36 protein-coding genes and 1 pseudogene (1 of these 37 cut by a window edge) are annotated in these 25,000 nt (G+C 43.5%); 2 read left to right on the top strand and 35 right to left on the bottom strand.

Annotation, left to right across the window (positions count from 1 at the left end; translation table 11 throughout):
* Positions 1 to 5, bottom strand: the 5' end (the start) of a protein-coding gene (locus tag ACXAD1_RS25065) for a hypothetical protein (RefSeq protein ID WP_206845653.1). 226 nt of this gene lie to the left of the window's left edge; 5 of the gene's 231 nt are visible here — the first part of the coding sequence; its start codon is at positions 3 to 5; its stop codon lies off the left edge, out of view.
* Between the two features lie 144 nt (positions 6 to 149).
* On the opposite strand from ACXAD1_RS25065, the gene pdaB reads away from it, so the two are divergent.
* On the top strand, positions 150 to 902 hold the full coding sequence (gene pdaB / locus ACXAD1_RS25060) for a polysaccharide deacetylase family sporulation protein PdaB (RefSeq protein ID WP_206845655.1): 753 nt from the start codon (positions 150 to 152) through the stop codon (positions 900 to 902).
* A gap of 18 nt (positions 903 to 920) precedes the next feature.
* Here the strand turns inward: pdaB and ACXAD1_RS25055 are convergent, their stop codons facing one another.
* Positions 921 to 1,553, bottom strand: coding sequence for a KinB-signaling pathway activation protein (locus tag ACXAD1_RS25055; protein ID WP_206845657.1), 633 nt, complete (start codon positions 1,551 to 1,553; stop codon positions 921 to 923).
* Between the two features lie 147 nt (positions 1,554 to 1,700).
* On the opposite strand from ACXAD1_RS25055, the gene gerD reads away from it, so the two are divergent.
* Complete coding sequence (gene gerD / locus ACXAD1_RS25050) at positions 1,701 to 2,339, top strand: spore germination lipoprotein GerD (RefSeq protein WP_474911363.1); 639 nt, start codon at positions 1,701 to 1,703, stop codon at positions 2,337 to 2,339.
* A 46-nt stretch (positions 2,340 to 2,385) separates the two neighbouring features.
* Here the strand turns inward: gerD and ACXAD1_RS25045 are convergent, their stop codons facing one another.
* From ACXAD1_RS25045 to rplN, 33 genes and pseudogenes are all read right to left on the bottom strand, one after another.
* On the bottom strand, positions 2,386 to 3,444 hold the full coding sequence (locus ACXAD1_RS25045) for an Mrp/NBP35 family ATP-binding protein (RefSeq protein WP_370221906.1): 1,059 nt from the start codon (positions 3,442 to 3,444) through the stop codon (positions 2,386 to 2,388).
* A gap of 140 nt (positions 3,445 to 3,584) precedes the next feature.
* Positions 3,585 to 4,307, bottom strand: a complete 723-nt coding sequence (gene cwlD / locus ACXAD1_RS25040; RefSeq protein WP_206845718.1) for an N-acetylmuramoyl-L-alanine amidase CwlD — start codon at positions 4,305 to 4,307, stop codon at positions 3,585 to 3,587.
* A gap of 100 nt (positions 4,308 to 4,407) precedes the next feature.
* Positions 4,408 to 4,851, bottom strand: coding sequence for a YbaK family protein (locus ACXAD1_RS25035; RefSeq protein ID WP_370221905.1), 444 nt, complete (start codon positions 4,849 to 4,851; stop codon positions 4,408 to 4,410).
* A gap of 184 nt (positions 4,852 to 5,035) precedes the next feature.
* Entirely contained in the window at positions 5,036 to 6,343 is a 1,308-nt protein-coding gene (locus ACXAD1_RS25030; protein ID WP_474911362.1) for an RCC1 domain-containing protein, read from the bottom strand.
* 178 nt (positions 6,344 to 6,521) lie between these two features.
* Positions 6,522 to 7,791 (bottom strand): annotated as a pseudogene (locus ACXAD1_RS25025) (glutamate-5-semialdehyde dehydrogenase).
* A 19-nt stretch (positions 7,792 to 7,810) separates the two neighbouring features.
* Positions 7,811 to 8,929 carry a glutamate 5-kinase gene (gene proB / locus ACXAD1_RS25020; RefSeq protein ID WP_474911361.1) on the bottom strand — a complete coding sequence of 373 codons (1,119 nt, stop codon included), beginning with the start codon at positions 8,927 to 8,929 and terminating at the stop codon, positions 7,811 to 7,813.
* A gap of 36 nt (positions 8,930 to 8,965) precedes the next feature.
* Entirely contained in the window at positions 8,966 to 9,808 is an 843-nt protein-coding gene (proC, locus tag ACXAD1_RS25015; RefSeq protein ID WP_206845673.1) for a pyrroline-5-carboxylate reductase, read from the bottom strand.
* Positions 9,809 to 10,167: 359 nt separating this feature from the next.
* Positions 10,168 to 10,560 carry a 30S ribosomal protein S9 gene (gene rpsI, locus ACXAD1_RS25010; RefSeq protein WP_009336614.1) on the bottom strand — a complete coding sequence of 131 codons (393 nt, stop codon included), beginning with the start codon at positions 10,558 to 10,560 and terminating at the stop codon, positions 10,168 to 10,170.
* A 20-nt stretch (positions 10,561 to 10,580) separates the two neighbouring features.
* Positions 10,581 to 11,018: a 50S ribosomal protein L13 gene (gene rplM, locus ACXAD1_RS25005; protein ID WP_009336613.1), complete on the bottom strand. Its 438-nt coding sequence runs from the start codon at positions 11,016 to 11,018 to the stop codon at positions 10,581 to 10,583.
* 234 nt (positions 11,019 to 11,252) lie between these two features.
* On the bottom strand, positions 11,253 to 11,990 hold the full coding sequence (truA, locus tag ACXAD1_RS25000) for a tRNA pseudouridine(38-40) synthase TruA (RefSeq protein ID WP_206845675.1): 738 nt from the start codon (positions 11,988 to 11,990) through the stop codon (positions 11,253 to 11,255).
* A 12-nt stretch (positions 11,991 to 12,002) separates the two neighbouring features.
* Positions 12,003 to 12,800, bottom strand: a complete 798-nt coding sequence (locus ACXAD1_RS24995) for an energy-coupling factor transporter transmembrane component T family protein (protein WP_206845677.1) — start codon at positions 12,798 to 12,800, stop codon at positions 12,003 to 12,005.
* On the bottom strand, positions 12,797 to 13,666 hold the full coding sequence (locus ACXAD1_RS24990; protein WP_206845679.1) for an energy-coupling factor ABC transporter ATP-binding protein: 870 nt from the start codon (positions 13,664 to 13,666) through the stop codon (positions 12,797 to 12,799). The genes ACXAD1_RS24995 and ACXAD1_RS24990 overlap by 4 nt, the downstream gene beginning before the upstream one ends.
* Entirely contained in the window at positions 13,642 to 14,481 is an 840-nt protein-coding gene (locus ACXAD1_RS24985) for an energy-coupling factor ABC transporter ATP-binding protein (protein ID WP_474911360.1), read from the bottom strand. The genes ACXAD1_RS24990 and ACXAD1_RS24985 overlap by 25 nt, the downstream gene beginning before the upstream one ends.
* Positions 14,482 to 15,075: 594 nt before the next feature.
* Positions 15,076 to 15,438, bottom strand: a complete 363-nt coding sequence (rplQ, locus tag ACXAD1_RS24980) for a 50S ribosomal protein L17 (RefSeq protein WP_009336608.1) — start codon at positions 15,436 to 15,438, stop codon at positions 15,076 to 15,078.
* A gap of 78 nt (positions 15,439 to 15,516) precedes the next feature.
* Entirely contained in the window at positions 15,517 to 16,461 is a 945-nt protein-coding gene (locus tag ACXAD1_RS24975) for a DNA-directed RNA polymerase subunit alpha (protein ID WP_009336607.1), read from the bottom strand.
* A gap of 173 nt (positions 16,462 to 16,634) precedes the next feature.
* On the bottom strand, positions 16,635 to 17,024 hold the full coding sequence (rpsK, locus tag ACXAD1_RS24970; protein WP_009336606.1) for a 30S ribosomal protein S11: 390 nt from the start codon (positions 17,022 to 17,024) through the stop codon (positions 16,635 to 16,637).
* A 22-nt stretch (positions 17,025 to 17,046) separates the two neighbouring features.
* On the bottom strand, positions 17,047 to 17,412 hold the full coding sequence (rpsM, locus tag ACXAD1_RS24965; RefSeq protein ID WP_009336605.1) for a 30S ribosomal protein S13: 366 nt from the start codon (positions 17,410 to 17,412) through the stop codon (positions 17,047 to 17,049).
* Between the two features lie 23 nt (positions 17,413 to 17,435).
* Complete coding sequence (gene rpmJ / locus ACXAD1_RS24960; protein ID WP_000868344.1) at positions 17,436 to 17,549, bottom strand: 50S ribosomal protein L36; 114 nt, start codon at positions 17,547 to 17,549, stop codon at positions 17,436 to 17,438.
* Positions 17,550 to 17,584: 35 nt separating this feature from the next.
* Positions 17,585 to 17,803 carry a translation initiation factor IF-1 gene (infA, locus tag ACXAD1_RS24955; RefSeq protein WP_009336604.1) on the bottom strand — a complete coding sequence of 73 codons (219 nt, stop codon included), beginning with the start codon at positions 17,801 to 17,803 and terminating at the stop codon, positions 17,585 to 17,587.
* Complete coding sequence (locus tag ACXAD1_RS24950; RefSeq protein WP_206845683.1) at positions 17,781 to 18,116, bottom strand: KOW domain-containing RNA-binding protein; 336 nt, start codon at positions 18,114 to 18,116, stop codon at positions 17,781 to 17,783. Before ACXAD1_RS24950 ends, infA begins: the two co-directional genes overlap by 23 nt.
* 16 nt (positions 18,117 to 18,132) lie before the next feature.
* Complete coding sequence (gene map / locus ACXAD1_RS24945; protein WP_206845686.1) at positions 18,133 to 18,879, bottom strand: type I methionyl aminopeptidase; 747 nt, start codon at positions 18,877 to 18,879, stop codon at positions 18,133 to 18,135.
* Positions 18,876 to 19,526, bottom strand: coding sequence for an adenylate kinase (locus tag ACXAD1_RS24940; protein ID WP_009336601.1), 651 nt, complete (start codon positions 19,524 to 19,526; stop codon positions 18,876 to 18,878). Before ACXAD1_RS24940 ends, map begins: the two co-directional genes overlap by 4 nt.
* Before the next feature lie 59 nt (positions 19,527 to 19,585).
* Entirely contained in the window at positions 19,586 to 20,881 is a 1,296-nt protein-coding gene (gene secY / locus ACXAD1_RS24935; protein ID WP_009336600.1) for a preprotein translocase subunit SecY, read from the bottom strand.
* Complete coding sequence (rplO, locus tag ACXAD1_RS24930) at positions 20,881 to 21,321, bottom strand: 50S ribosomal protein L15 (protein WP_206845687.1); 441 nt, start codon at positions 21,319 to 21,321, stop codon at positions 20,881 to 20,883. Before rplO ends, secY begins: the two co-directional genes overlap by 1 nt.
* Positions 21,322 to 21,353: 32 nt before the next feature.
* Complete coding sequence (rpmD, locus tag ACXAD1_RS24925) at positions 21,354 to 21,536, bottom strand: 50S ribosomal protein L30 (protein WP_009336598.1); 183 nt, start codon at positions 21,534 to 21,536, stop codon at positions 21,354 to 21,356.
* Positions 21,537 to 21,549: 13 nt separating this feature from the next.
* The gene (gene rpsE / locus ACXAD1_RS24920; RefSeq protein ID WP_009336597.1) at positions 21,550 to 22,050 is read right to left on the bottom strand and encodes a 30S ribosomal protein S5; all 501 of its coding nucleotides are present in this window, start codon (positions 22,048 to 22,050) and stop codon (positions 21,550 to 21,552) included.
* 24 nt (positions 22,051 to 22,074) lie between these two features.
* On the bottom strand, positions 22,075 to 22,437 hold the full coding sequence (gene rplR / locus ACXAD1_RS24915) for a 50S ribosomal protein L18 (RefSeq protein ID WP_035332285.1): 363 nt from the start codon (positions 22,435 to 22,437) through the stop codon (positions 22,075 to 22,077).
* A gap of 32 nt (positions 22,438 to 22,469) precedes the next feature.
* Entirely contained in the window at positions 22,470 to 23,006 is a 537-nt protein-coding gene (rplF, locus tag ACXAD1_RS24910; RefSeq protein ID WP_206845689.1) for a 50S ribosomal protein L6, read from the bottom strand.
* 31 nt (positions 23,007 to 23,037) lie between these two features.
* Positions 23,038 to 23,436, bottom strand: a complete 399-nt coding sequence (gene rpsH, locus ACXAD1_RS24905) for a 30S ribosomal protein S8 (RefSeq protein ID WP_035332289.1) — start codon at positions 23,434 to 23,436, stop codon at positions 23,038 to 23,040.
* Between the two features lie 29 nt (positions 23,437 to 23,465).
* Positions 23,466 to 23,651 (bottom strand): 30S ribosomal protein S14, encoded by a 186-nt coding sequence (gene rpsN, locus ACXAD1_RS24900; RefSeq protein ID WP_009336593.1) that lies wholly within the window; start codon positions 23,649 to 23,651, stop codon positions 23,466 to 23,468.
* A 25-nt stretch (positions 23,652 to 23,676) separates the two neighbouring features.
* Complete coding sequence (gene rplE / locus ACXAD1_RS24895; RefSeq protein WP_009336592.1) at positions 23,677 to 24,216, bottom strand: 50S ribosomal protein L5; 540 nt, start codon at positions 24,214 to 24,216, stop codon at positions 23,677 to 23,679.
* Between the two features lie 26 nt (positions 24,217 to 24,242).
* Positions 24,243 to 24,554, bottom strand: coding sequence for a 50S ribosomal protein L24 (gene rplX, locus ACXAD1_RS24890; RefSeq protein ID WP_009336591.1), 312 nt, complete (start codon positions 24,552 to 24,554; stop codon positions 24,243 to 24,245).
* A gap of 37 nt (positions 24,555 to 24,591) precedes the next feature.
* Positions 24,592 to 24,960 carry a 50S ribosomal protein L14 gene (gene rplN, locus ACXAD1_RS24885; RefSeq protein ID WP_009336590.1) on the bottom strand — a complete coding sequence of 123 codons (369 nt, stop codon included), beginning with the start codon at positions 24,958 to 24,960 and terminating at the stop codon, positions 24,592 to 24,594.
* Between the last annotated feature and the right edge of the window lie 40 nt (positions 24,961 to 25,000).

The raw sequence follows: 25,000 nt of genomic DNA, 5'->3' as shown, positions 1-25,000 counted from the left end.
ATCATTTTGATGGCCTCCAGTGAATTTTTCAATTTGTTTTCTGTAGTATTTTTCCATTTAAGATTTTTTATGAGCGAATTTTTTATACATGGAAGAGACAAGTTCAGCATAGGTATGGATTAGGAAGGTATCGGACGAGGTGAATTGTTATGAACTTTTTTTATGTATTGAATGGTAAGTCACTAAAACAAATTTCGCTTGTTGTCATTGCATCATTTTTCACGGCTTGGTTCCTCTATATGCAGAGCATAGTCCATTTGCCTGCTTTTTCAGCCAAAGACGGGCCTAAAGCGATATACAAAGGGGAAAAGGATTTAGCCCTCACCTTTAATATTGGATGGGGGGATGTAAAAGCAGAGACCATACTGGATACTCTCAAAAAAGAGAATGTTAAATCTGCGACTTTTTTTCTGGCTGGCTCCTGGGCCGAACGCCATCCGGATTTAGTTTCAAGAATTGTGAAAGAAGGGTACGAGATTGGAATTCTGGGCTATGGCTATGAAGATTATACAGAGCTTGAAGAAGATAAGATCAGGAGAGACCTTGCAAAGGCGCAGGAAGCATTTAGAAAACTGAATATTAAAGACATTAAGCTTGTACGCGCCCCGACAGGACATTTTGACAAAAAAACGTTAAAGGTTGCTGATAGGATGGGCTATACCGTTGTCCATTGGAGTGTTGATTCAAAGGATTGGACCAATCCGGGTGCAGAGAGGATTGCAGAAAATGTAGCAAAGGCTAAAAAAGGAGATATCGTACTTCTTCATGCATCCGATTCTGCAAAACAAACAGCCAAAGCTCTTCCGCTCATTTTAGACGATATAGAATCCAAGGGGCTCAAATTCGTTTCCGTTTCGGAAATGATTGCAAATGCTGAGACGAAGACAAGTGAAATAAAATAACAAAACAAAAGCCATCCGTTACTTGGATGGCTTTTGAGCTATATTGCTTCTTTGTTTTTGAGAATCTTTATTTAGTTTATGAAGGATAAGCAGCTGATAGGTGTTGCAGACTAGTAATGGGAACAGCATTAGATATAGCCAGCTTTCCTCATTTACCCTTAAAACCGGCACCCACTCAATGGCGGTTACAACCACCATAAAGAATACTGCAGGAATAAATGCATGCTGATTGGTCTGTCTGGCTTTAATTGCTGCAACCACAAGCGCGACTATAAGAAGAAATGCCGCTAAGCCAATATACGGAAGCATGCTGTCCCCTTCGCCCGCAAAAGCCTTATAGCGGAAATAAACCAAGTCAAACAAAGTAAATAAAATAAGAACAATCTGAATAGGATTCCACAATCCTTTAAAAATACCCAGCCCAAAGCGGTGTACTGTCAAATAAGCAAAGAAGCCCATTTGACTAATGATACTGAATATTAATCCTACACCTATAAGCCAGAAGAATACCGACAGAATCTCAAGGAAATCGAAGTCAGTAAAAATAGGCGCAAATTCATCCCAGCGCACAATAAATCCGACAACCCCAGTAGTTAATCCGCCAACTAAAAGAGTCGATATAAAAAGCTTTACCCAATTACGGCTTGTCAATTTATTTTTCCCCCATAATAAATAAATTCATTCTTTATGATTGTACCAACCAAAGTTTGAAAAATCTAGGCATTGTATTTCCAGCGCATAATATTTGCTGAATTTCTTCATTCTAAAGGTAAGGACACCTCTGAAAGGAGCTTCACCATGATAAAAAAATTCCGTTTGCTCCTTCCATTAGCGCTATTGTTATTCATATCAGGCTGCGGCCAAGGTGAAACGGGCAGCGGCCAAATGGATTATGAGCAAACTAAAAAAATGGTTGTAGATATATTAAAGACAGATGATGGAAAAAAGGCACTCGAGGAATTGATGACTGATGAAAAAATGCAGCAAAAGCTGGTCATGGACCAAAAGGTTGTGGCCGATACCATTGAAAAAACCTTAACATCTGATAAAGGAACAGAGTTTTGGAAGAAGTCCTTTGATGATCCAAAGTTTGCCGAAAGCATGGCAAAAAGTATGCAGAAGGAAAATGAGCAGCTCTTAAAGGATCTTATGAAAGACCCTGAATACAGGGGAATGATGATAGAAGTACTTAAAGATCCCGAACTCGAAAAAGAAGTTACGGATGTCCTTAAAAGCAAGGAGTATCGGGAGCATTTACAGAAAGTAATGACCGAGACATTTGAAAGCCCGCTTTTTAAAGCGAAAATTCAGGACATCCTTCTGAAAGCAGCAGAGGAAACGAAGAGCGGCGGTCAGCAAGGCGGAGAAAGCGGCGGTGAAGGCGGCGGCCAGGGTGCAGAGCAAGGCGGCGGTGAAGGCCAGGGAGGCGGAGCATAGCTCCTTTATAGAAAAAACCTCTTCCATTACGGAAGAGGTTTTTTTATTACTTGCTTTCAATTGTTTGAATCACTTTGCGGGCGATATCCGTATAAATTTGTCCAAGCTTATGGTTTTCATCATAAATGGACGGAGCGAAGTCTTCTTCATTCCAATCAGGCTGCTGAAGAGGCAGCTGGCCAAGTACTTCTGTCCGCAGTTCCTCAGCAAGCTTTTCACCGCCGCCTTGACCAAATACGTGCTCTCTTTCACCAGTCAATTGGCTCTCGAAGTAGGCCATGTTCTCAATAACACCCAGGATCTCATGCTCAGTTCGAAGTGCCATAGCACCAGCTCTCGCAGCAACAAATGCGGCTGTAGGATGCGGAGTTGTCACAACGATCTCCTTGCAGGATGGGAGCATTGTGTGCACATCCAGGGCCACATCCCCTGTACCCGGTGGCAAATCAAGAAGAAGGTAATCCAAATCGCCCCATTCTACTTCATTGAAGAAGCTGTTCAGCATTTTGCCAAGCATCGGGCCCCTCCAGATAATTGGTGCATTATCTTCTACAAAGAAGCCCATTGAGATCACTTTTACTCCAAAGCGTTCAACCGGCAGAATTCGTTCTCCTCTGACCACGGGGCGCTTTGTAATGCCCATCATATCAGGAACACTGAATCCATAAATATCGGCATCGATCAGGCCGACCTTTTTCCCTAACCTTGCCAGGGATACAGCCAGGTTTACAGATACAGTGGATTTACCGACCCCTCCTTTTCCGCTGGCAATGGCAATAAACTCAGTTTTATTTCCAGGAGAAAGCAGGCCTTTGTCTTCTTCAGACGCTGCCTCTCTATATTGTGAAAGCACTTCATCAGGAAGCTCGCTGAAGCGTATGCCAACGGTTGCGGCTCCTGCTTCTTTTAAAAGATTGACGACTTGAGTCTGAAGCTGAAGCTGTTCAGCTGTACCTGTCTTGGCGATTTGAATCTTGACGCTGACATGACTCTTTTCTTCCTTTATTTTGATTTCTTCAATGGCGTTAAGTTCACCCAATGTTCTATGTATAAATGGTTCCTGCAAGCCGCTTAAAGCTTCTTTGACTTTCTGTTCAGTTAACATACATTGCACCCGCCTTCTGAATTCGTTTCCATTTTAGTATAACATATTGAATATTCTATACTGTTAATTCTATCACACCAGAAATACATTCACTATTTCCCTGCATCAATAAAAAGAAAAGGCACTTTCTCAGCACCTTTTCATTCCCATGTTTCAGTCAGTTCTTTTTCATTGGTATAGTAGCGCATGATTCCATTGTAGATGGAGGCGGCTATTTTATCCTGATATTCATCAGTTTTCAAATTAGCCCGTTCCCCCGGATTTGATAAGAATCCCACTTCTACTAAGACACCTGGCTTTTTGGCGTATTTTAAAATGAATACATTGTTTAAAGGCTTCGAGTTCCGCTTTGTATTCTCCAGGTTGCGTCGGAGTTCGTCCTGTATGAACTTTGCAGCTTTGGCATTTTCCTTAATCCCCGGTGCATAGAAAGTCTGCGCTCCGCTCCACCTGGGGGAAGGAATTGAATTTAAATGAATGCTGACATAAAAATCAGAATTAGAAGTATTGATCATTTCAAGCCGTTTCTTCAGGTCTTCTACTTTTCTCCGGCTGTAACCCCTGGTTCCCTCTGGTGCGAGGTCTCTGTCTTCCTCCCTCGTCATCAGCACAAGAGCTCCCTGCTCCTGGAGGTAATCCCTTACTTTTAATGATACATCCAATGCGATATCTTTCTCGAGTGCTCCTTCATCGCCTGCCCCGCCATCCGGACCGCCATGGCCGGGATCAAGCAAGATAATCTTTCCTGTTAAAGGCAGATTCCACGAATCCCAGGAATCATCATCCGTAAAGTCATATTGCAAAATAAGAAAAAGGACGATAAGCCCGATCGCAAACCCGCCTATTTTTAATTTTTTCTTCATATGTCCAATCAGTCCCCTCCTGCTTATCCTCATTTCAATATATGGGACAAGATGGAGATCTAGAACTTTGATCAGGACACCCCTTTTAACATTGCACTTTTCAGTGGAGACGCAATTTATGCCTTCTCTCCCCTTTATTGAATCCTTCCGACCACCAGCTGCTTACATATTGCTCACACATATAATAAAGGGATTCGCTCATTACCGCTTCCGAACCATGACCCCAATAAAGGAAAAAGTTATATAATGTATCCACTAAATGCTTATACTCTTTTTCACATCTATGGCGGACCTGATCCAGCGATTCGCCATAGCTCCCAAAACGGCTGTAGTTAGCCCCGAGCAAATAAGCTTCAATCGCTACATCATAGCAGGCCTCCTCAATTCCGGCATTCATCATCAGACCGGAGACAAATCTGGAAGAGCCAAAAAATTGCTGTACTTTCTCTTTTAACGCTTTTATCGAAATTTCCCGAAGGACGGATTTTTCATATTTGATCTGCTTTTCTCTTTTTTTCTCTTTGAACGTCGTTATGACTGTCACTGCTTTCTCACCCCTTTAAGATAGTCTTTATCTGCAGTCGGTGAGAAATTCAAAAATGAGCAGTGATTGGACTGCCAATTTTTTATTTTGGCAGGATGCGAATGAATTGTCTTGATGGGCACCTCACGAGCTTGAGCATCTCAAAGATCTTAAACGATAAACCCAATCAGCCACTCAACTCGTTTTATCTAAAACATCTATTACTTAAAAAGCGGCAGGGATCCATAATAACTCGAACATTAAATAAACAGTTCCTTGTAATTCCAGAAGGCTGAGTTATTGTACATGTCACTGTAGTTGAACCTAGAGGAAAGAATGATCCAGGTGCCGGATTGCAAACAATAAAATCCCCAGGATTTGCAATAGGCTGTGTGTAATTCACAAATGCCCCACGCTGGCCAGGATCATTGAAAACTGAAATGTCTGGCGGGCAGGAAAATTGTATGGCTAAACTATGTGCACGACCTCCGGAAATTTCTAAGACATTTTCAATCCCGCTCACCTGGACAGGCACATTGCTGGTACCGCCAGTTGTCCCGTCCCCCAATTGGCCAAAACTGTTATCACCCCAAGTTCTGGAGGTTCCATCTGAAAGTATGGAAAGACTGTGATTATCACCGGCTGCAATGGCAACTGCATCGCTGATCCCTATAACGAATATCGGGGTATTCCTGTTTATATTTGAACCATTTCCAAGCTGACCTTCCACGTTTCTTCCCCAGGCCATAATCCTTCCATCTGACCTAAGAGCCATGCTGTGGTCCCTGCCAGCTGCAATGGCTACCGCATCATCCAGATCATCAATCTCTGCTGGTACCACTTGATCTACATTATCCCCTGTCCCTAGCTGGCCATCTTCGTTCCCGCCCCAAGCAAGGCCTCTTCCATTTGCACGAAGAGCCAGACTATGAACCCTTCCGGCTGCAATGGCGATAAGGTCAGACGGTACAATAATCTCAACAGGAATATTACTGTTACTTGTACTCTCGTCCCCTAATTGGCCCCTATCATTGCTCCCCCATGCCTCTAACCCCCCGTCTCTGCGAAGGGCAAGGCTATGATCATTTCCTGCGGCTATCATCCTGGCATTAGTAATTCCGTTTACCCTTACTGGGACATTGCTGTTAATATTTGTTCCGTTCCCAAGCTGGCCTTCCAGGTTTCGTCCCCATGCCCTAATGGTCCCATCTGCGAGAATAGCGAGACTATGCTGTTCGCCAGCCGAAATGGCAACTGCATCTGATATCCCTCTTACACGCACTGGTACATTTCGACTGGTGTTTGAACCGTCCCCCAGTTGCCCAAAATCATTGCTTCCCCATGCCCTAATGGAACCATCTGCAAGGAGGGCAAGACTATGATTCCCTCTTCCAGATACAGCAATTGCACTGTCAAGATTCCTCACTGGAACTGGAATCGCTCTGCTGCCCCCGAATCTGCCGATCCCAAGCTGGCCAAAATTATTATCTCCCCAAGCCAAAGTTCTGCTCATTTATTATTCCGGTCTCCTTTCATGCACAAAAAAATTTTGATAAAAGCATAAGGGGTTTCCTTATTTTGTATAATATGTATACCGAACAAGCTATGTCGGCCCAATTTTTTTACTAATCAACTGCAATTTCCATATGAAAAGCCTCAGCTAATAGCTGAGGCTTTTCATAAATATGCGATTACCTAATTTGCCCGTTTCCAGTCATCAAATATTTTCGGGTTGTTAATGCCGGCAGCCCCATCGGTCCTCTCGCATGGAGCTTCTGTGTGGAAATGCCAATTTCAGCACCAAATCCCAGAGCACCACCATCTGTGAATCTCGTCGAAGCATTATGGTACAGCGCCGCAGCATCTGTCAACTGCATGAACTTTTTGGCTGTTTCCCCATTTTCGGTAATAATCGCCTCTGAATGCCTTGTGCCATATTGATCAATTTGATCGATGGCCTGTTCAAGACTATTCACGGTTTTTACAGCTAAGTCCAGGCTTAAATATTCATTGGCCCAATCGCTGCCATCTGCGGGTACCACATCAGGCAATGCAGCTGCTGCAGAGTCATCACCATGTACAGTTATCCCGTGTTTCTTCAGAGCTTCTGCAAGCAATTCTTTATGCTGATCCATCCATGCTTCATGTACAATCAGCGTTTCTGCCGCATTGCAGACTGCGGGACGGTCGGTTTTGGCATTAATCAGGATACTGATCGCTTTTTCCGGATCTGCTTCCTTATCTACATAGATATGGCAGTTCCCAACTCCTGTTTCGAGTACAGGCACCGTCGCATTCTCAACCACTGCTTTAATGAGGGATGCGCCGCCTCTCGGAATTAAGACATCAATATGCTCTTTCATGGTGAACAGCTGCTTTGTCGCTTCTCTGTCTGCTGTGGCAATGAATTGGACAGCTTGTTTAGGTATCTTCGTATTTTCAAGAGCATCATGAATAATCTTTACTATAGCCTGATTCGAATTCAGTGCTGATGATCCGCCTTTTAAGACAATGGCATTTCCTGATTTCAAAGCAAGACCTGCCGCATCGGCAGTTACATTAGGTCTTGCTTCATAGATCATGCCGATGACACCAAGCGGAACACGGACCTCCTCCACCTTAAGCCCATTATCCAACGTCCAGCTAGACATGACATCTCCAATTGGATCGGGAAGTTCAGCTACCTGGCGAAGGCCATCTGCAAATTCATAAACCCGCTCCTTCGATAATGACAGCCGATCCATATATGCCTCTTCGAATCCTTTTTCCCTGCCATTTTCAAGATCGGCCATATTAGCTTGCAAGAATCGATTCACATCCAGTCTCCAGCGCATCTGCAACTGTATAGAGTGCTTCGTTCTTTTCTTCAGTTGTTAAAACACTTAATGTTTTGGCAGCCTTCCTGGCCTTTTTTGCCTGTTCTTCTACATTATTTATCTTTACTGCTGATGCAGTAGCCATTGAATCCCTCCTAAAAAGTTTAAACAAGTGCCGGCAGCTTAAAGTCGCGGGAACATACAAACGTTTCCTGAGCAATGGCCGGTTCCAGCTCTTCACCTGCTGTATGGTTACCTAACTGTTCGTTTGAATAATTAATGCGGCCGAGGCCGATTTCTTTACCCTCTTCATCCAGAATGCGGACGACCGCACCATCCTTAAATCGCCCTTTGACCTCCTGAATATCAGAGCAGTACAGGTTTTCTTGATGATCCACAATCGCTTCTATCCCATGGGAGCTGATGGTCACCTTGCCTTCAGGGCCTGAGTGGAATGCAATCCATTGTTTCTGATTATCCAGATTGAATGCATCCGGTTCCGGGTTGAAGTAGGTTCCTTTCGCCCTGCCTTCCACAGCTTCCATTAAGATATGTTCTGTACCTGCTTTTCCTAAAAAGGAATCAATTCCCGCAGCCATTGCAATTTTCACTGCCTGGATTTTTGACTTCATGCCGCCTGTTCCTACAGCACTTCCAGATCCTCCAGCAGCAGCTTCAATTTCAGGTGTAATGCTGTGAACCCTCTCCAGAAGACTTGCACCAGGATTGTCATTGGGGTTGCTATCATAGAGACCGTCAATGTCTGATAAAATAATCAATAAATCAGCATCGATCAGACCGGCCACTTTTGCCGCCAGGGTATCATTGTCCCCGAAGCGCAAACGGTCGACCGTAACCGTGTCATTTTCATTTATAATCGGGATGATTCCACGCTCAAGCAGCACATTCATGGTGTTATGCATGTTGCCATAACGCTTTTCATCGGAGAAATCGCTTCTGGTAATTAAGATTTGTGAAGCGACATACCCATGAGATAAAAAGAGTTCTGAGTAAGATTCCATTAATAGACCCTGGCCAATTGAAGCAGCAGCCTGTTTTTCCGGAAGGGAAGAAGGACGGTCAAGGCAGCCGAGCTTCCGATAGCCTGCAGCTACAGCACCTGATGACACGACAGCTGTTTCATAGCCAGCATCCTTCAGCTCGACAATTTGCTCTGCAAATTTTTCAAGCTTTCTGCGGCTGATCTCCCCATGCATGCTTGTTAGTGAGCTGCTTCCGATCTTAATAACAACTCTTTTTATCTGCTTTTCTTTACTCAACATCCAATACCTCCTGTGAACTTATAAATCCCATCTCCCTTAGGAAGTGACAAGGGCGCCTTCCAATTCTTCGCTGATCTCCTTTGAACGTTTGGCGGCATGCTCCACTGCCTGTGTGATGGCTTCGCCTCCATTGTATCTCCTTAAAGCTTCGAGCCCTGAAGCAGTTGTGCCATTTGGCGAGGTCACTTTCTCTCTAAGAGAAGTTGGAGCTTCTTCCTTTTCAAGCACCATCTTAGCTGCTCCAAAAATCGTCTGGGCGACAATTTTTCGTACAGTCTCTTCATCCATGCCTTTTTGCACCCCTACCCGCTCCATATTTTCCATCAGATAATAAAAGTAAGCAGGACCGCTTCCGGCTAATCCCGTAAAAACATCCATCTGGTCTTCATCGATGATATACACTTCCCCCATGCATTCGAGCAATTCCTTAACCAATTCCACATTAGCCAAGCTGGTATTCTTGCCTGCCACGACAGCCGTTGCAGATTCCTGAATCATGCTTGAAGTATTCGGCATCACACGTACAACCTGCTGTCCCGGATTTAAATGGTCTTCCATGAACTCAGTTGTAATACCTGCCAAAACTGAAAGAACCACCTGGCCGGGATTTAATTTATCTTTAATCGATCGCAGGGCTTCCTCTGCACCTTTTGGTTTCATGGCTAAAATGAATAAATCGATCTGCTCAAATGGAAGCTCGCTTTGCGGCATCGCACTCACATTATAATTATCATGAATCTCTTCCAGTCTGTCTGCATTGCTCCTATTCGTTACAAATACTCGATCAGGTGACATTTTCTCAGCTGTCATGACTCCCGAAATCATTGATTCCGCCATTGACCCTGCTCCTAAAAAAGCAATATTTTTATTAGCTAACATGGACATCCTCCTTAAAATAAACAAACTGTTCGTATAACCGTTCGTATTTCATCAACGTTATCTATCGTAACATGCTCAAATACATATTCAAGGGTATTGGGGAAAGACGGGAGGATATGGGCGAGATAGTGAATGAAAACGCTAACATCATTGGCCTAAGATTCACTGAGGCTCTCTCAGCGTGAATAATCCTCTCTCAGGCCGATATTTGCAATAAAATAATTTCCAATTTGTCATAAGTGTACAAAAAAGGCCCGGTCAACCGGCTGAGCAGTACGGAATAAAAAAGCCTCAGATAAATAAAATAAGAAATAAAAAAACTCCCAGCCAGAATGGCTGAGAGCTTTGATAAGCAAATATTAACGCTTTGAGAACTGAGGAGCACGACGAGCACCTTTAAGACCGTATTTCTTACGCTCTTTCATACGTGCGTCACGAGTTAATAGTCCTGCGCGCTTTAATGTTGGACGGAATTCTGGATCTGCTTGAAGCAATGCACGAGCGATGCCGTGGCGGATTGCGCCAGCTTGACCAGTGTATCCACCGCCGTTTACATTTACAAGAATGTCGTAGCTGTTAACAGTTTCAGTAGCTACAAGCGGCTGTTTTACAACTTCACGTAAAGCTGCAAAAGGAATGTAATCTGTGATTTCACGACCATTGATGATGATTTTACCGTCGCCTGGAACTAAACGAACACGTGCAACGGAGCTCTTACGACGACCAGTACCAATATATTGAACCTGTGCCAAGTTAATAACCTCCCTAAAAATTATCCACGAAGTTCGTAAACTTCAGGTTGTTGTGCTTGGTGCTTATGTTCGCTACCAGCATATACGTGTAATTTCTTGAACATTTGACGACCAAGAGAGTTCTTTGGAAGCATGCCTTTGATTGCAAGCTCAAGCATTCTCTCAGGGTAGTTTGTACGCATTTCAAGAGCAGTTCTTGTTTTTAGACCGCCTGGGTGCATGCTGTGACGGTAGTAGATCTTGTCAGTAAGCTTTTTCCCAGTAAGTTCGATTTTTGAAGCATTGATAAGAATTACATGATCACCAGTATCAACATGTGGTGTATAAGTTGGTTTATGTTTACCACGTAGAATTGATGCAACTTCACTAGCAAGACGACCAAGAGTTTTGCCTTCAGCATCAATCACGTACCATTTACGTTCGATATTGTTTGAATTCGCCATAAACGTTGTACGCATCAGTTTTCCCTCCTAATAATTCCATTCATAATCATTTTTTGGTTTATCTATTCGACACAATAAGTTCCGGGGCTTATCGTGGTTTTAATAATAATACCATATGCTATAATATAACTTTGACAGTCCAATGTCAAGCGAATGTTACACCTGGTTTAGTTGTTTTAAAATCTTTTTTTATATGAGTTTGGCTTTACAACGCGCCCTCGCGGTTCCTCAATTGTTTTTTCCAAAATTTTAATAAAAAACTTTCCACAAATATAAACCTTGGGGAGGCGCTGTTTTTCCGGCAGCTGATCTGTTTTTTTCTTTAAGAACAGATGGCATGGAATCGGGGTCTCTTTCCCCTGAGCCAACTTCAAGCAGTGTGCCGGCCAGGATGCGGACCATATTATATAAGAATCCGGTGCCTCTAAAGCGGAAGATGAGCATATCCTCTTTTTCGTGCACCTCTATCTCCTGTAGTTCCCTGACCTTATCCTCCACTTCCGTCTTAGCGGAGCAGAAGCTTGTAAAATCATGTGTCCCTATTAAATCCGCTGCCGCTTGTTTGATAGCATCCGTATTTAAGGGATAGGGGTACTGATAGGCATAATGCCGTTTAAAAGGGTCTCTCCTGGATGAGCGATGCACGAAGTAACGATATTCCTTCCCTTTCGCATCAAAACGGACATGAAAGTCATCAGGCACTGTCTCAGCCCCTACTATGGCCACCTCATCCGGCAGCAGGGAATTAAGGGCGATTTCCCATTTTTCAATAGGAATATTCAAAGGGGAATCGAAATGGATCACCTGGCCCTTTGCATGGACACCCGCATCAGTTCTGCCTGAGGCTGTGACCTTGATGTCTTCTCCTTTATGAAGCTTCTTTAAGGCCCTCTCCAGCTCTCCTTGAACAGTCCGCTTGCCAGGCTGCACCTGATAGCCTGCGAAATGGGTGCCGTCATACGTTATAATACATTTAAATCTTTGCATAAGGTCACCTCATTACGCCCTCAGCAGGATTAACACCAGAGTCAGGACTGCAAGCATTGCCAGCATTGCCGTATCCTTCAGACCCCAGTTAAGCTGCCTGTATTTCGTTCTGCCTTCTCCGCCTCTATAGCCGCGTGACTCCATCGCTACAGCAAGCTCCTCAGCCCGTTTAAACGAACTGACAAACAAAGGGATTAAGAGAGGAATAATGGCTTTAATACGTTCTTTAATCGGGCCGCTTGAAAAATCGACTCCCCTGGCTGTCTGAGCTTTCATGATTTTATCCGTTTCCTGCATAAGTGTCGGGATAAAGCGTAGAGAAATAGACATCATTAACGCCAGTTCATGCACCGGAAACTTGATTTTATTCAATGGAGCCAGCAGGCTTTCCAGACCATCCGTTATTTCAATCGGAGTCGTTGTCAAAGTCAGAATGGAAGTCATCAGAATGAGCAGGAAGAAGCGCAATGATATGAAAATCCCCTGTCTCAAACCTTCCTCATAGATTGTAATCCATCCAAAACGGAAGAGGACTTCACCCTCTTTTGTCAAAAACAAGTGAAGGAATAATGTAAAAATAACAAGCAGAAGGACCGGCTTTAGCCCTGTATAAATAAACCGGATTGGCACCTTCGATAAAGCAATCATCAAAAAGGTGTAAACCGTCAGTAAGCCGTATGTCAGCATATTATTTGCCAGGAAGACAATGCACACGAATAAGAAAATAAGGACTAGCTTAGAACGGGGATCCATCCTGTGCAGGACAGACTCTGCCGGAACATAGCGCCCAAAAATCATTTTATCCATCATTTTGGCGTCCCCCTTTTCATCGCAGCAGCAATCTCATCCGTCAGCTCATCCATGGTCAGACATGTCTTAGAGAAACGGATGTTAAGTGATTTTTCCATTTTAAGCTGAAAACGGACAACCTCCGGAACATCGAGGCCAAGCTTCAGCAAGCCTTCCGGAGAAGAAAAGATTTCTTTAGGCGTTCCTTTTCTGTACACTTCACCGTTGTGCATGATGACAATCTGATCAGCATAGCGGGAGGCGTCCTCCATGCTATGTGTCACGAGCACTGTCGATAGCCCTCTTGTACCATGCAGGCTGTAGAACATATCCATGATTTCTTTTCTGCCCCGAGGGTCAAGCCCTGCAGTAGGCTCATCCAGGACAATGACATCAGGCTCCATTGCCAGCACTCCGGCTATCGCCACCCGTCTCATTTGGCCGCCTGACAGGTCAAATGGGGACTTGTGTAAAATTTCCTCCGGCAGGCCAACCTGGCTTATGGCCGCTCTTGCTCTTTTTTTGGCTTCCTCTTCTGACACTCCGAAGTTCATCGGACCAAAGCATATATCTTTCTCGACTGTTTCCTCAAACAGCTGATGCTCAGGAAATTGAAACACGATGCCGACCCTTTGGCGGATTTCCTTCAGGGTTTTTTGTTTCTTTTGCGAGGTGATCAGACGCTCTCCAATCACTACCTGGCCTTCTGTCGGTTTAAGCAGGGCATTTAAATGCTGGAGGACAGTCGATTTGCCTGATCCGGTATGCCCGATGATTGCCAGAAACGTGCCTGATGGAATATCAATGGAAACATCCTTTATGGCGAGTCGTTCAAATGGCGTATTGACCTGATACCGGTATTCTACATTTTGGAGTGAGATGTCCATAATTCTTCCACCAACTCTTCTTCAGATAAATAATGCCTTGATAGCTGCAATCCTTTTTCTCTTAATATCTTGCTTAGCTTCACAGGAAAAGGAATATCCAGGCCCAGCTTTACAAGCTCTTCATCCATTTGAAAGATTTCCTCAGGTGAACCTTCCCGATATAACTGTCCTCTGTTCATAACCACGATGCGATCAGCCTTTGCAGCTTCCTCCAAATCATGTGTGATGGAGATGACTGTCATATGATAGTCCTGCTTCAGCTCTCTGACGGTTTCAAGCACCTCTTCACGCCCTCTTGGATCAAGCATGGAGGTTGACTCGTCCAGAATTATAATGTCCGGCCTTAGGGCGATGACGCCGGCAATGGCCACCCTTTGTTTCTGGCCGCCAGATAGATGGTGCGGCTCTTGATTAAGAAATTGTTCCATTTTGACTTTCTCCAGTGATTGCGCAACACGCTGAACCATGTCATTTCTTTCAATTCCATGGTTTTCTAAACCAAAAGCCACATCATCCTGTACAGTCGTTCCGACAAACTGGTTATCCGGATTCTGAAAAACCATGCCGATCTTCTTTCTGGTTTCCCAGACGGTCTCTTCGGTCAATGGAATTCCGCCTACTGCAATACTGCCTTTCAGAGGAAAGTGCAGGCCATTCAGCAGTTTGGCCAGTGTTGATTTCCCCGAACCATTATGGCCAACAATAGCAAGCCATTCCCCTTTCAATATATTGAAAGAGACATTGTGCAGCGCATATCCAGCCTCTGCATCGTACTTAAACGAAACAGCTTTCAATTCTACCAGCGGCTCGTTCATGTGAAGTCCTCCTCTCAGCTCTGCTTCTCTATTTCAGCTCTGCTCTAATATTTTTATCCTAATGAAAAAACCCGCCATTCTTGGCGAGCTTTAAATAGTTCGATAATAGGTTATGTTACCGGATAGCAAGCGCTGAATGATACCATTCTCCCACACTTGTAATACACAACAACATCTGGATTTCTGCTATCTAAGCTTATCGGATGCCTATTATGCCTCCCTATTAAAAGCTCATACTGACGCAGTATGGTGGTTGGTTCTTGCTATTGTATGACTGTTCAGAGACCTCGATTTCCTTATGGTTTATGAACTAACAGAATTTAAAAAAGCCTGCACCTCTTTCCGTCAGGCAGTAAAACTGCCGGGCGCAAATCTTCTTTCCGGAAGAGGTGCATGAGCTAGACAAGACAGTGTACCAAGTGAGGGGGCATCTATTACTCAACCATCCCTGTTTAATAGCTGTACATGCTCATCGTAACGCTCGTTCTTGGCCTGATATGGGCGTTTCTAACATATTAAGGAAACAGCCGGTCTTATAGAAAAAGGGCAAAGAACAAGTTCAATGAAACCGTCCCGCGCCCTTTCCTTAAAAAATTATACTAACTCGATGATTACCATTGGCGCACCGTCTCCACGACGAGGTCCAAGCTTCATAATACGAGTGTATCCGCCTTGGCGCTCTTCATAACGAGTTGCGATGTCGCTGAATAATTTTTGAACTGCATCCTGGTCAGTTTCAGCGTTGGCTACCTCATTGCGAACAAAAGCAGCTGCTTGACGGCGTGCATGCAAGTCGCCGCGCTTTCCAAGAGTGATCATTTTCTCAACAACTGAACGAAGTTCTTTTGCACGAGCTTCAGTTGTTTCGATGCGCTCATTGATGATTAGATCTGTTGCTAAGTCACGCAGCATAGCTTTACGTTGTGAGCTAGTGCGTCCTAACTTTCTGTATCCCATGAAAGTTTCCCTCCTTTGTTGAAGTCATTCAATCTGCTGAAAGCAAACATATAAAGATGATGGATCAATTCACATCAATCAATCGTCTTTACGTAAGCCCAGTCCAAGATCTTCTAATTTATGCTTTACTTCCTCAAGTGACTTTCTGCCCAAGTTACGGACCTTCATCATATCCTCTTCAGTCTTATTGGCTAATTCCTGAACAGTATTGATGCCAGCGCGCTTTAAGCAGTTGTAAGAACGTACAGATAAGTCAAGTTCTTCAATTGTCATCTCAAGTACTTTTTCTTTTTGGTCTTCTTCTTTTTCAACCATGATTTCGGCATTTTGAGCTTCATCAGTTAAACCGACAAAGATATTCAAATGCTCAGTTAAGATCTTCGCTCCAAGTGCAACCGCATCTTGAGGACCTGTACTTCCGTCAGTCCAAACATCGAATGTTAACTTATCATAGTTAGTCATTTGACCCACACGTGTATTCTCTACCTGATAAGAAATGCGAGATACTGGAGTGTAGATGGAATCGATAGGAATCACACCGATTGGCTGATCTTCTCTCTTGTTTTGGTCAGCTGGTGTATAGCCTCGTCCGCGTCTTGCAGTTAAACGCATGCGCAGGTGGGCATTCGAACCTAGGGTAGCAATATGAAGATCCGGATTAAGGATTTCAACATCGCTGTCATGAGTTACGTCAGCTGCCTTCACTACACCTTCACCCTGAACATCGATTTCCAATGTTTTTTCTTCATCAGAGTAGATTTTAAGTGCTAGTTTTTTAATGTTTAAAATGATAGATGTTACATCTTCTACGACGCCTTCAATTGTTGAGAACTCATGAAGTACCCCATCAATTTGTATCGATGTGACAGCGGCACCTGGGAGTGAGGATAAAAGGATACGACGTAAGGAGTTACCCAAAGTTGTACCATATCCACGCTCAAGTGGCTCGACGACGAACTTGCCGTATTTGGCATCATCGCTGATCTCAACCGTTTCGATTTTTGGTTTTTCTATTTCGATCATCAAAATATACCCTCCTTCAAAACGTCGAAACCCCGGCTAGCAATCTCTAACCGAAATTCCCCCATGTATACGTTCCCGTTTTGTGCACAACAACTGGAATAATTGTTCTGTATAACTAAAAATTTAGTATCATATCCCATTATAGACAAGGATACAAATTCTATACAGAAAAATTATACACGGCGGCGTTTTGGTGGACGACATCCGTTATGAGGAACTGGAGTTACGTCTCTGATAGCAGTAACTTCTAGACCAGCAGCTTGAAGAGCACGGATAGCAGCTTCACGTCCTGCACCAGGTCCTTTAACAGTTACTTCAAGGGATTTCATACCGTGTTCCTGAGAAGTTTTAGCTGCAGTTTCAGCTGCCATTTGCGCTGCGAATGGAGTAGATTTACGAGAACCTTTGAATCCAAGAGCTCCAGCACTTGACCAGGAAACAGCATTTCCATGAACATCAGTGATAGTTACGATTGTGTTATTGAAAGTAGAACGGATATGTGCAATACCTTGTTCAATATTCTTTTTCACACGACGCTTACGTGTATTAGTTTTACGAGCCATTTAAAGTTACCTCCTTTACCGATTATTTCTTCTTGTTCGCTACAGTCTTACGAGGACCTTTGCGAGTACGAGCGTTGTTTTTAGTGTTTTGTCCGCGAACCGGTAAACCACGGCGATGACGTAGACCGCGATAGCTTCCGATCTCCATTAGACGTTTGATGTTAAGTGATACCTCACGGCGAAGGTCACCTTCAACTTTCAATTTGTCGATGATGTCACGGATTTTGTTAAGTTCATCTTCTGTAAGATCACGAACACGAGTGTCTTCAGAAACACCAGCTTCAGCCAAAACTTTTTGAGCTGTAGATTTACCAATACCAAAGATATAAGTTAATGAGATTACTACACGTTTTTCACGTGGAACATCTACACCAGCAATACGTGCCATTGTATAAGCGCACCTCCTTCAAATTAACCTTGTTTTTGTTTATGTTTAGGGTTTTCACAGATAACCATTACTTTTCCACGTCTGCGGATAACTTTACACTTTTCGCAGATTGGTTTAACTGATGGTCTTACTTTCATTATCCTAACCTCCTTAATAGTACGGAGTGCAATGATTATTTAAAACGATATGTGATTCTACCGCGTGTTAAATCATATGGAGATAGCTCAACTGTTACTTTATCTCCAGGTAAAATGCGGATGAAGTGCATACGGATCTTACCGGATACATGAGCTAGCACTGTATGACCATTTTCTAATTCTACCTTAAACATTGCATTTGGCAAAGTATCAACAACTGTGCCTTCTATTTCAATTACATCGTCTTTCGCCATTGAACGATTCTCCCTTCTTCATGTCATATACGAATTCATTTGCATACTTTGCAAGCGCAAAGCGCAACTTTCCGTTTGTTACACGGCCGGTCTCCTTGAGACTGGTCTGAACTTCTGGAGAGATATAATTAAGCAATTGCAGATGCTGAATGTTCTTTTTCTTCGGGCAATCGAATTTCTTCCTGCCGCCGTCAGCAAGCATAACAAACCTTTCATCCATCAACCTTATAATTATAGCATATTGACCAGCGTCACGCCCGCTTTTGATCAAAACAATTTGACCAGGCTGCGGATTCGTATCAGAACCAACCAATGGAATCACCTGCACCTTAGGCTTTTGTTAATATTTCATAACCGGATTCAGTGATCGCTATTGTATGCTCAAAATGGGCACACCTTTTACCGTCAACAGTCACAACTGTCCAGTTATCGGTTAAGGTTTTAACATAACGACTTCCTGCATTCACCATAGGTTCAATAGCAAGTACCATACCCGGCTTTAAGCGCGGCCCTCTGTTAGGCGGTCCATAATGAGGAATTTGAGGATCCTCATGTAAGTCTTGCCCTACTCCATGGCCGACATACTCGCGTACAATGGAAAAGCCATTAGATTCCGCATACGTTTGGATAGCATGGGAGATGTTCGACAAGCGCTCACCCGGTTTTGCTTCTTCAAGACCTTTATATAATGATTCCTCTGTCACATCCATCAGACGCTCGGAGTCCTCATCAATTTGGCCAATAGCATAAGTCCAGGCTGAGTCACCATGATAACCGTTATATTTAGCACCGATATCAATGCTGATTATATCACCGTTATTTAAAACTCGAGCACCAGGAATCCCATGAACAAGTTCATCATTAACTGAAGCACAAATGCTGCCGCGGAAACCATTATACCCTTTAAAAGACGGGATTGCATCGTGTTTACGGATAAACTGATCAGCAATATCATCCAGTTCGCGGGTTGTGATGCCGGGTACAATATGTTTCTTCAGCTCCTGGTGTGTAAGTGCTACGATCCTGCCGGCCTCACGCATTATATCAAGTTCACGCGGGGTTTTGCAAATGATCATTGTAAGCCCCCGAGCAAAGCATCAAGATCAGAAAATACTTTATTAATATCTTGCTGACCATCAATATTGCGCAGATATCCTTTCGTTTCGTAGAAATCGAGCAACGGCTTTGTCTGTTTAATATTGACGTCAAGTCTATTCTGAACAGTAGCTTCATTATCATCAGCACGCTGATACAGCTCACCGCCGCAGCGATCGCACACTCCGTCCTTCGCTGGCGGATTGAATACTAAATGATAAGTAGCTCCGCAGTCTTTACAGATACGGCGTCCGGTAAGACGTTCCATTAGAATGCTCTGATCAACATCAATATTAATGACATAATCAATTTTCTTATTCAAATCAGAAAGGATGTTTTCAAGGGCATCTGCTTGGGCAACTGTTCTTGGGAACCCATCCAGCAAAAAGCCTTTTTCGCAATCATCCTTGCTTAAACGTTCACGGACAATGCCGATTGTTACTTCATCAGGAACAAGCTCGCCTTTATCCATGAATGATTTTGCTTTAAGGCCTAGGTCCGTTTCGTCTTTAATAGCCGCACGGAACATATCTCCAGTAGAGATATGAGGGATGCCGTATTTTTGGACGATCTTCTCGGCTTGTGTACCTTTTCCGGCACCAGGGAGCCCCATTAAAACTAAATTCACGTCAATTTCCCCCTAGTCTCTAAATGGTATAAGGGAACATGCTGTCCCCTACAACCAAGTTATTTAATGAAACCTTTATAATGACGCTTAACGAGCTGTGCTTCAAGCTGCTTCATCGTTTCAAGTGCAACACCGACAACGATCAGCAGGCTTGTGCCTCCAATTTGCGCAGATTCAGGCAATCCGGCGATATTAATGAAGAATACCGGCAGGATTGAAATGACTGTCAGGAAGAGCGCACCGACCAATGTTAAACGGTATAAGACGCGAGTTAAATATTCCTGCGTGTTATTTCCTGGACGGATGCCCGGGATATAACCGCCCTGCTTCTTCAGGTTTTCCGCAACTTGTTCCGGATTTACCTGAATGAAAGCATAGAAATAAGTAAAAGCAATGATTAATGCACTATAAATGACCATTCCGATTGGAGACGTGTAGTCAAATATTCTTTGAATCCATAGCGTTACATCATTCTGCTCGAAGAAACCAGCAATGGTTCTTGGCGTGATAATGAATGAAATCGCAAAGATTACTGGAATTACACCAGCTGCATTAACTTTTAACGGAAGATGAGTTGATTGTCCGCCAGCAGAATTTTTTCCTGCTGTTACACGCTTAGCGTATTGAATAGGAATCTTTCTTAATGCCTGTTGGATGAAGATCGTTCCCACAACAATAGCAATGACTGCAACCAGAATAAGCACGACTGTCACAATGCGAAGGAATAGCTGCTCTCCTGCATTTTCAAATTGCTGAGCATAGATCTGGTTAACCGTTGAAGGAATACCAGCTGCGATACCAGCAAAGATAATGATGGAAATGCCATTGCCTACACCTTTTGATGTAATCTGCTCACCAAGCCACATTAAAAATGCAGTTCCGGCAGTCAAAACTACAGCAATCAATAGATAAGAGGTAATTCCCGGATTCTCAATCAGCATTCCGCCTGCTAGGTTATTAAACCCATAAGACATACCGAGAGCCTGGATAAAACCAAGCACGATAGTAAAGTAACGGGTAAACTGAGCTAACTTACGGCGTCCAACCTCACCCTGCTTTGACCATTCCGTAAACTTGGGAACAACATCCATCTGCAGAAGCTGAACAATAATGGATGCCGTAATGTACGGCATGATGCCCATCGCAAGAATCGAGAAGTTTAGGAGCGCCCCGCCGCCGAATGTATTCAGAACACCGAATACATTAAGTTCATCCTGGGCTTTTAATAGATCTGCATTTACGCCCGGTACAGGGATAAATGTACCGATGCGAAATACAATCAGCATTAAAAGGGTGAAAATAATCTTTCGTCTTATATCACCCACACGCATAAAATTGGAGATTGTCTGAAACATTAAATCACCTCAGTTTGACCGCCGGCAGCTTCGATAGCTTCCTTCGCAGCAGAGGAGAATTTATGAGCTTTAACTGTAAGCTTTTTCTCAACTTTGCCTTTTGCAAGAATCTTGATTCCTGCTTTTTCGTTGCTTACTACACCAGTTTCGATAAGAAGCTCAGGAGTTACTTCTGCTCCATCTTCGAAACGGTTTAAAGCATCAAGGTTCACAACCGCGTATTCTTTACGGTTGATGTTAGTGAAACCGCGCTTAGGCAAGCGTTGGAATAAAGGTGTTTGACCACCCTCGAATCCAGGACGGACACCGCCGCCAGAACGAGCGTTTTGACCTTTATGACCCTTACCAGCAGTTTTACCATTACCGGAACCGATACCACGGCCTTTGCGTTTGCGTTCCCCACGAGAACCTTCTGCAGGCTTTAATTCATGAAGTTTCATGTTGGCACCTCCTTATTTGTAGAAGAATAGAATTATTTTTCTTTTACCACAACAAGGTGAGCAACTTTGTTGATCATTCCGCGGATAGCAGGATTATCTTGATGCTCAACTGTTTGGTGCATTTTGCGTAAGCCAAGAGCCTTAACTGTTTCGCGCTGGTCTTGCGGGCGACCAATCACGCTGCGAGTGAGGGTTACTTCTAGTTTATTCGCCATTTGATATCCCTCCTTATCCTAACAGTTCTTCTACTGATTTACCACGTAATTTCGCTACGTCCTCAGCACGTTTTAATTGAGTTAAACCGTTCAAAGTGGCGCGAACCATGTTGATTGGTGTGTTAGTACCTAAAGATTTAGATAAGATATCACCAACACCAGCTAATTCCAGAACCGCACGAACAGGACCTCCGGCGATTACTCCAGTACCTTCAGAAGCAGGCTTAAGAAGGATTTCTCCAGCACCGAAGTGACCGATTACCTGGTGAGGAATTGTAGTTCCAACCATAGGTACTTCGACTAAGTTTTTCTTAGCATCTTCAATAGCTTTGCGGATTGCTTCAGGAACTTCCTGTGCTTTACCTGTACCAAAGCCAACGTGACCGTTTTTGTCACCTACTACTACAAGAGCAGAGAAACGAAAACGACGTCCACCTTTAACAACCTTTGCTACACGATTAACCGTAACTACGCGCTCTTCAAGTTCAAGTTTGTTTGGATCAATACGACGCATCTTTTTGTGTCCCTCCTTTGTCTATTAAAATTCTAAACCATTTTCACGTGCTGCATCAGCTAATGCTTGAACACGTCCATGATATAGATAGCCACCACGATCGAAAACGACAGCTTTAACGCCTTTTTCGACTGCGCGCTTTGCAACTAATTCTCCGACCTTAACTGCTGCATCAACGTTGCCAGTTGCATCAAGGTTTACTTCTTTATCTTGTGTAGAAGCACTTGCTACAGTAACTCCGTTTACATCATCAATAAGTTGAGCATAAATGTGCTTGTTTGAACGATACACATTTAAACGAGGACGAGCCGCAGTTCCAGAAAGTTTCGCACGCACACGAGCATGTCTTTTCTTACGAACTGCATTTTTATCAGCCTTCGTAATCATTTCGGTCACTCCTTTCGTTTACCTAAGCGGCATTACTTACCAGTTTTACCTTCTTTACGACGAACATATTCGCCTTCATAGCGGATACCTTTACCTTTGTAAGGCTCTGGAGGACGAACATCACGGATGTTGGCAGCCAATGCGCCAACACGCTCTTTGCTAGTACCTTTAACAATGATCTTTGTGTTAGATGGTACTTCAACTTCAATACCTTCTTCAGGCTCGATTTCAACAGGATGAGAGTAACCAACGTTTAAAACAAGCTTTTTGCCTTGTTTTTGAGCACGGTAACCGACACCGATAAGCTCTAGTCCTCTTTCGAATCCTTTTGACACACCTTCAACCATGTTAGCTAGAAGTGCGCGAGTAGTTCCGTGCAATGCGCGGTGTTCTTTCGCATCAGATGGACGGGAAACGTTGATTACGTTCTCCTCCACCTTGATTTCGATATCCTGGTTGAATGAACGGGAAAGTTCACCTTTAGGACCCTTCACAGTAACAGTGTTATTGTCATTAGTAACAGTAACACCAGATGGAATTTCGATTGGTTTTTTACCTATACGAGACATTTAATTGCACCTCCATTCATGAAAAACTCTATTACCAAACGTATGCTAATACTTCTCCGCCGACTTGTTTAGCGCGGGCTTCTTTATCAGTAATAACTCCTTGAGAAGTAGAAACTAGTGCGATTCCAAGACCGTTAAGTACGCGAGGTACTTCATCAGCCTTTGCGTATACACGAAGACCAGGCTTACTGATACGCTTAAGACCAGTGATAACGCGTTCGTTGTTTGAACCGTATTTTAAGAAAATGCGGATGATGCCTTGCTTGTTATCCTCGATAAGCTCAACATCACGTACAAAACCTTCACGCTTTAAGATCTCTGCAATTTCTTTCTTGATGTTAGAAGCAGGAACTTCTAATTTTTCGTGACGAACCATGTTCGCATTACGGATGCGAGTTAGCAAGTCTGCAATTGGATCTGTCATGACCATTGTTTTTACCTCCTTCCCATGCTTGGGGTTTACCAGCTAGCTTTTTTCACGCCAGGAATTTGTCCTTTATATGCTAATTCACGGAAACAAATACGACAAAGCTTAAATTTACGGTATACAGAATGTGGACGTCCGCAGCGTTCGCAGCGAGTGTACTCCTGTACCTTGTGTTTAGGCGTGCGTTTTTGCTTCGCAATCATTGACTTTTTAGCCACGTTTTCGCCTCCCTCTATTTAGCGATTACTTTTGGAATGGCATTCCAAATTGAGTTAAAAGTTCACGAGCTTCTTCATCAGTGTTAGCTGTAGTTACGATAACGATATCCATACCACGAACTTTGCTTACTTTATCGTAATCAATCTCAGGGAAGATCAACTGTTCTTTGACACCTAGAGTATAGTTACCACGGCCGTCAAATGACTTCTTAGAGATACCGCGGAAGTCACGTACACGTGGAAGAGATACAGATACTAACTTATCAAAGAACTCATACATGCGCTCTCCACGAAGAGTAACTTTCGCGCCGATTGGCATACCTTCACGAAGACGGAAGCCAGCGATAGATTTCTTAGCGCGAGTGATAACCGGCTTTTGACCAGTGATCAATGTTAATTCCTCAACAGCTTTATCTAGTGCTTTAGCGTTTTGAACAGCGTCACCAACACCCATGTTGATAACGATTTTTTCAAGCTTAGGTGCTTGCATAACTGATTTATAGTTAAACTTGCTCATTAGAGCAGGAGTAATTTCTTTTGAATGCTTTTCTTTTAGGCGGTTCATCCATTGTACCTCCCTTCTTCTTTGAACTATTTATCTAGAACTTCACCGGATTTTTTTGCAACACGTACTTTTTTGCCATCAACCGTTTTATAGCCTACACGAGTTGGTTCACCAGATTTAGGATCGACAGGCATAACGTTTGATACATGAACAGGTGCCTCTTGGCTGATGATTCCGCCTTGCGGGTTCATCTGAGAAGGCTTAGAGTGTTTCTTTACAATGTTAACTCCTTCAACAAGCACTCGGCTTTGTTTAGGGAACGCTGCAAGAATAACGCCCGTTTTGCCTTTATCCTTACCAGAGATGACCATAACTTTGTCACCTTTTTTCACATGCATCTGTGCGCACCTCCTTAAAGGCAATTTAATTTGTTATTTATAATACTTCTGGAGCTAAAGATACAATTTTCATGAAGTTGTTTTCACGTAGTTCACGGGCAACTGGTCCGAAGATACGAGTTCCGCGTGGTCCTTTGTCATCACGAATAATTACACATGCGTTTTCATCGAAACGAATGTAAGTACCGTCATTACGGCGTACACCGCTCTTAGTACGAACAACTACCGCTTTAACAACATCACCTTTTTTAACAACGCCACCTGGTGTTGCTTGTTTCACTGTACAAACGATAACATCACCGATGTTAGCAGTCTTGCGGCCAGAGCCACCAAGAACTTTAATTGTAAGTACTTCACGAGCACCAGAGTTGTCAGCAACTTTTAAACGTGATTCTTGTTGAATCATGTGTGTAACCTCCCTTCGGGATAAACCTTATTCCGAACAA

The organism is Cytobacillus sp. ABV4_503 (assembly GCF_056158445.1).
Note: the sequence above shows the minus strand (reverse complement) of the source record. Positions and strands in the feature narration are given on the sequence as shown.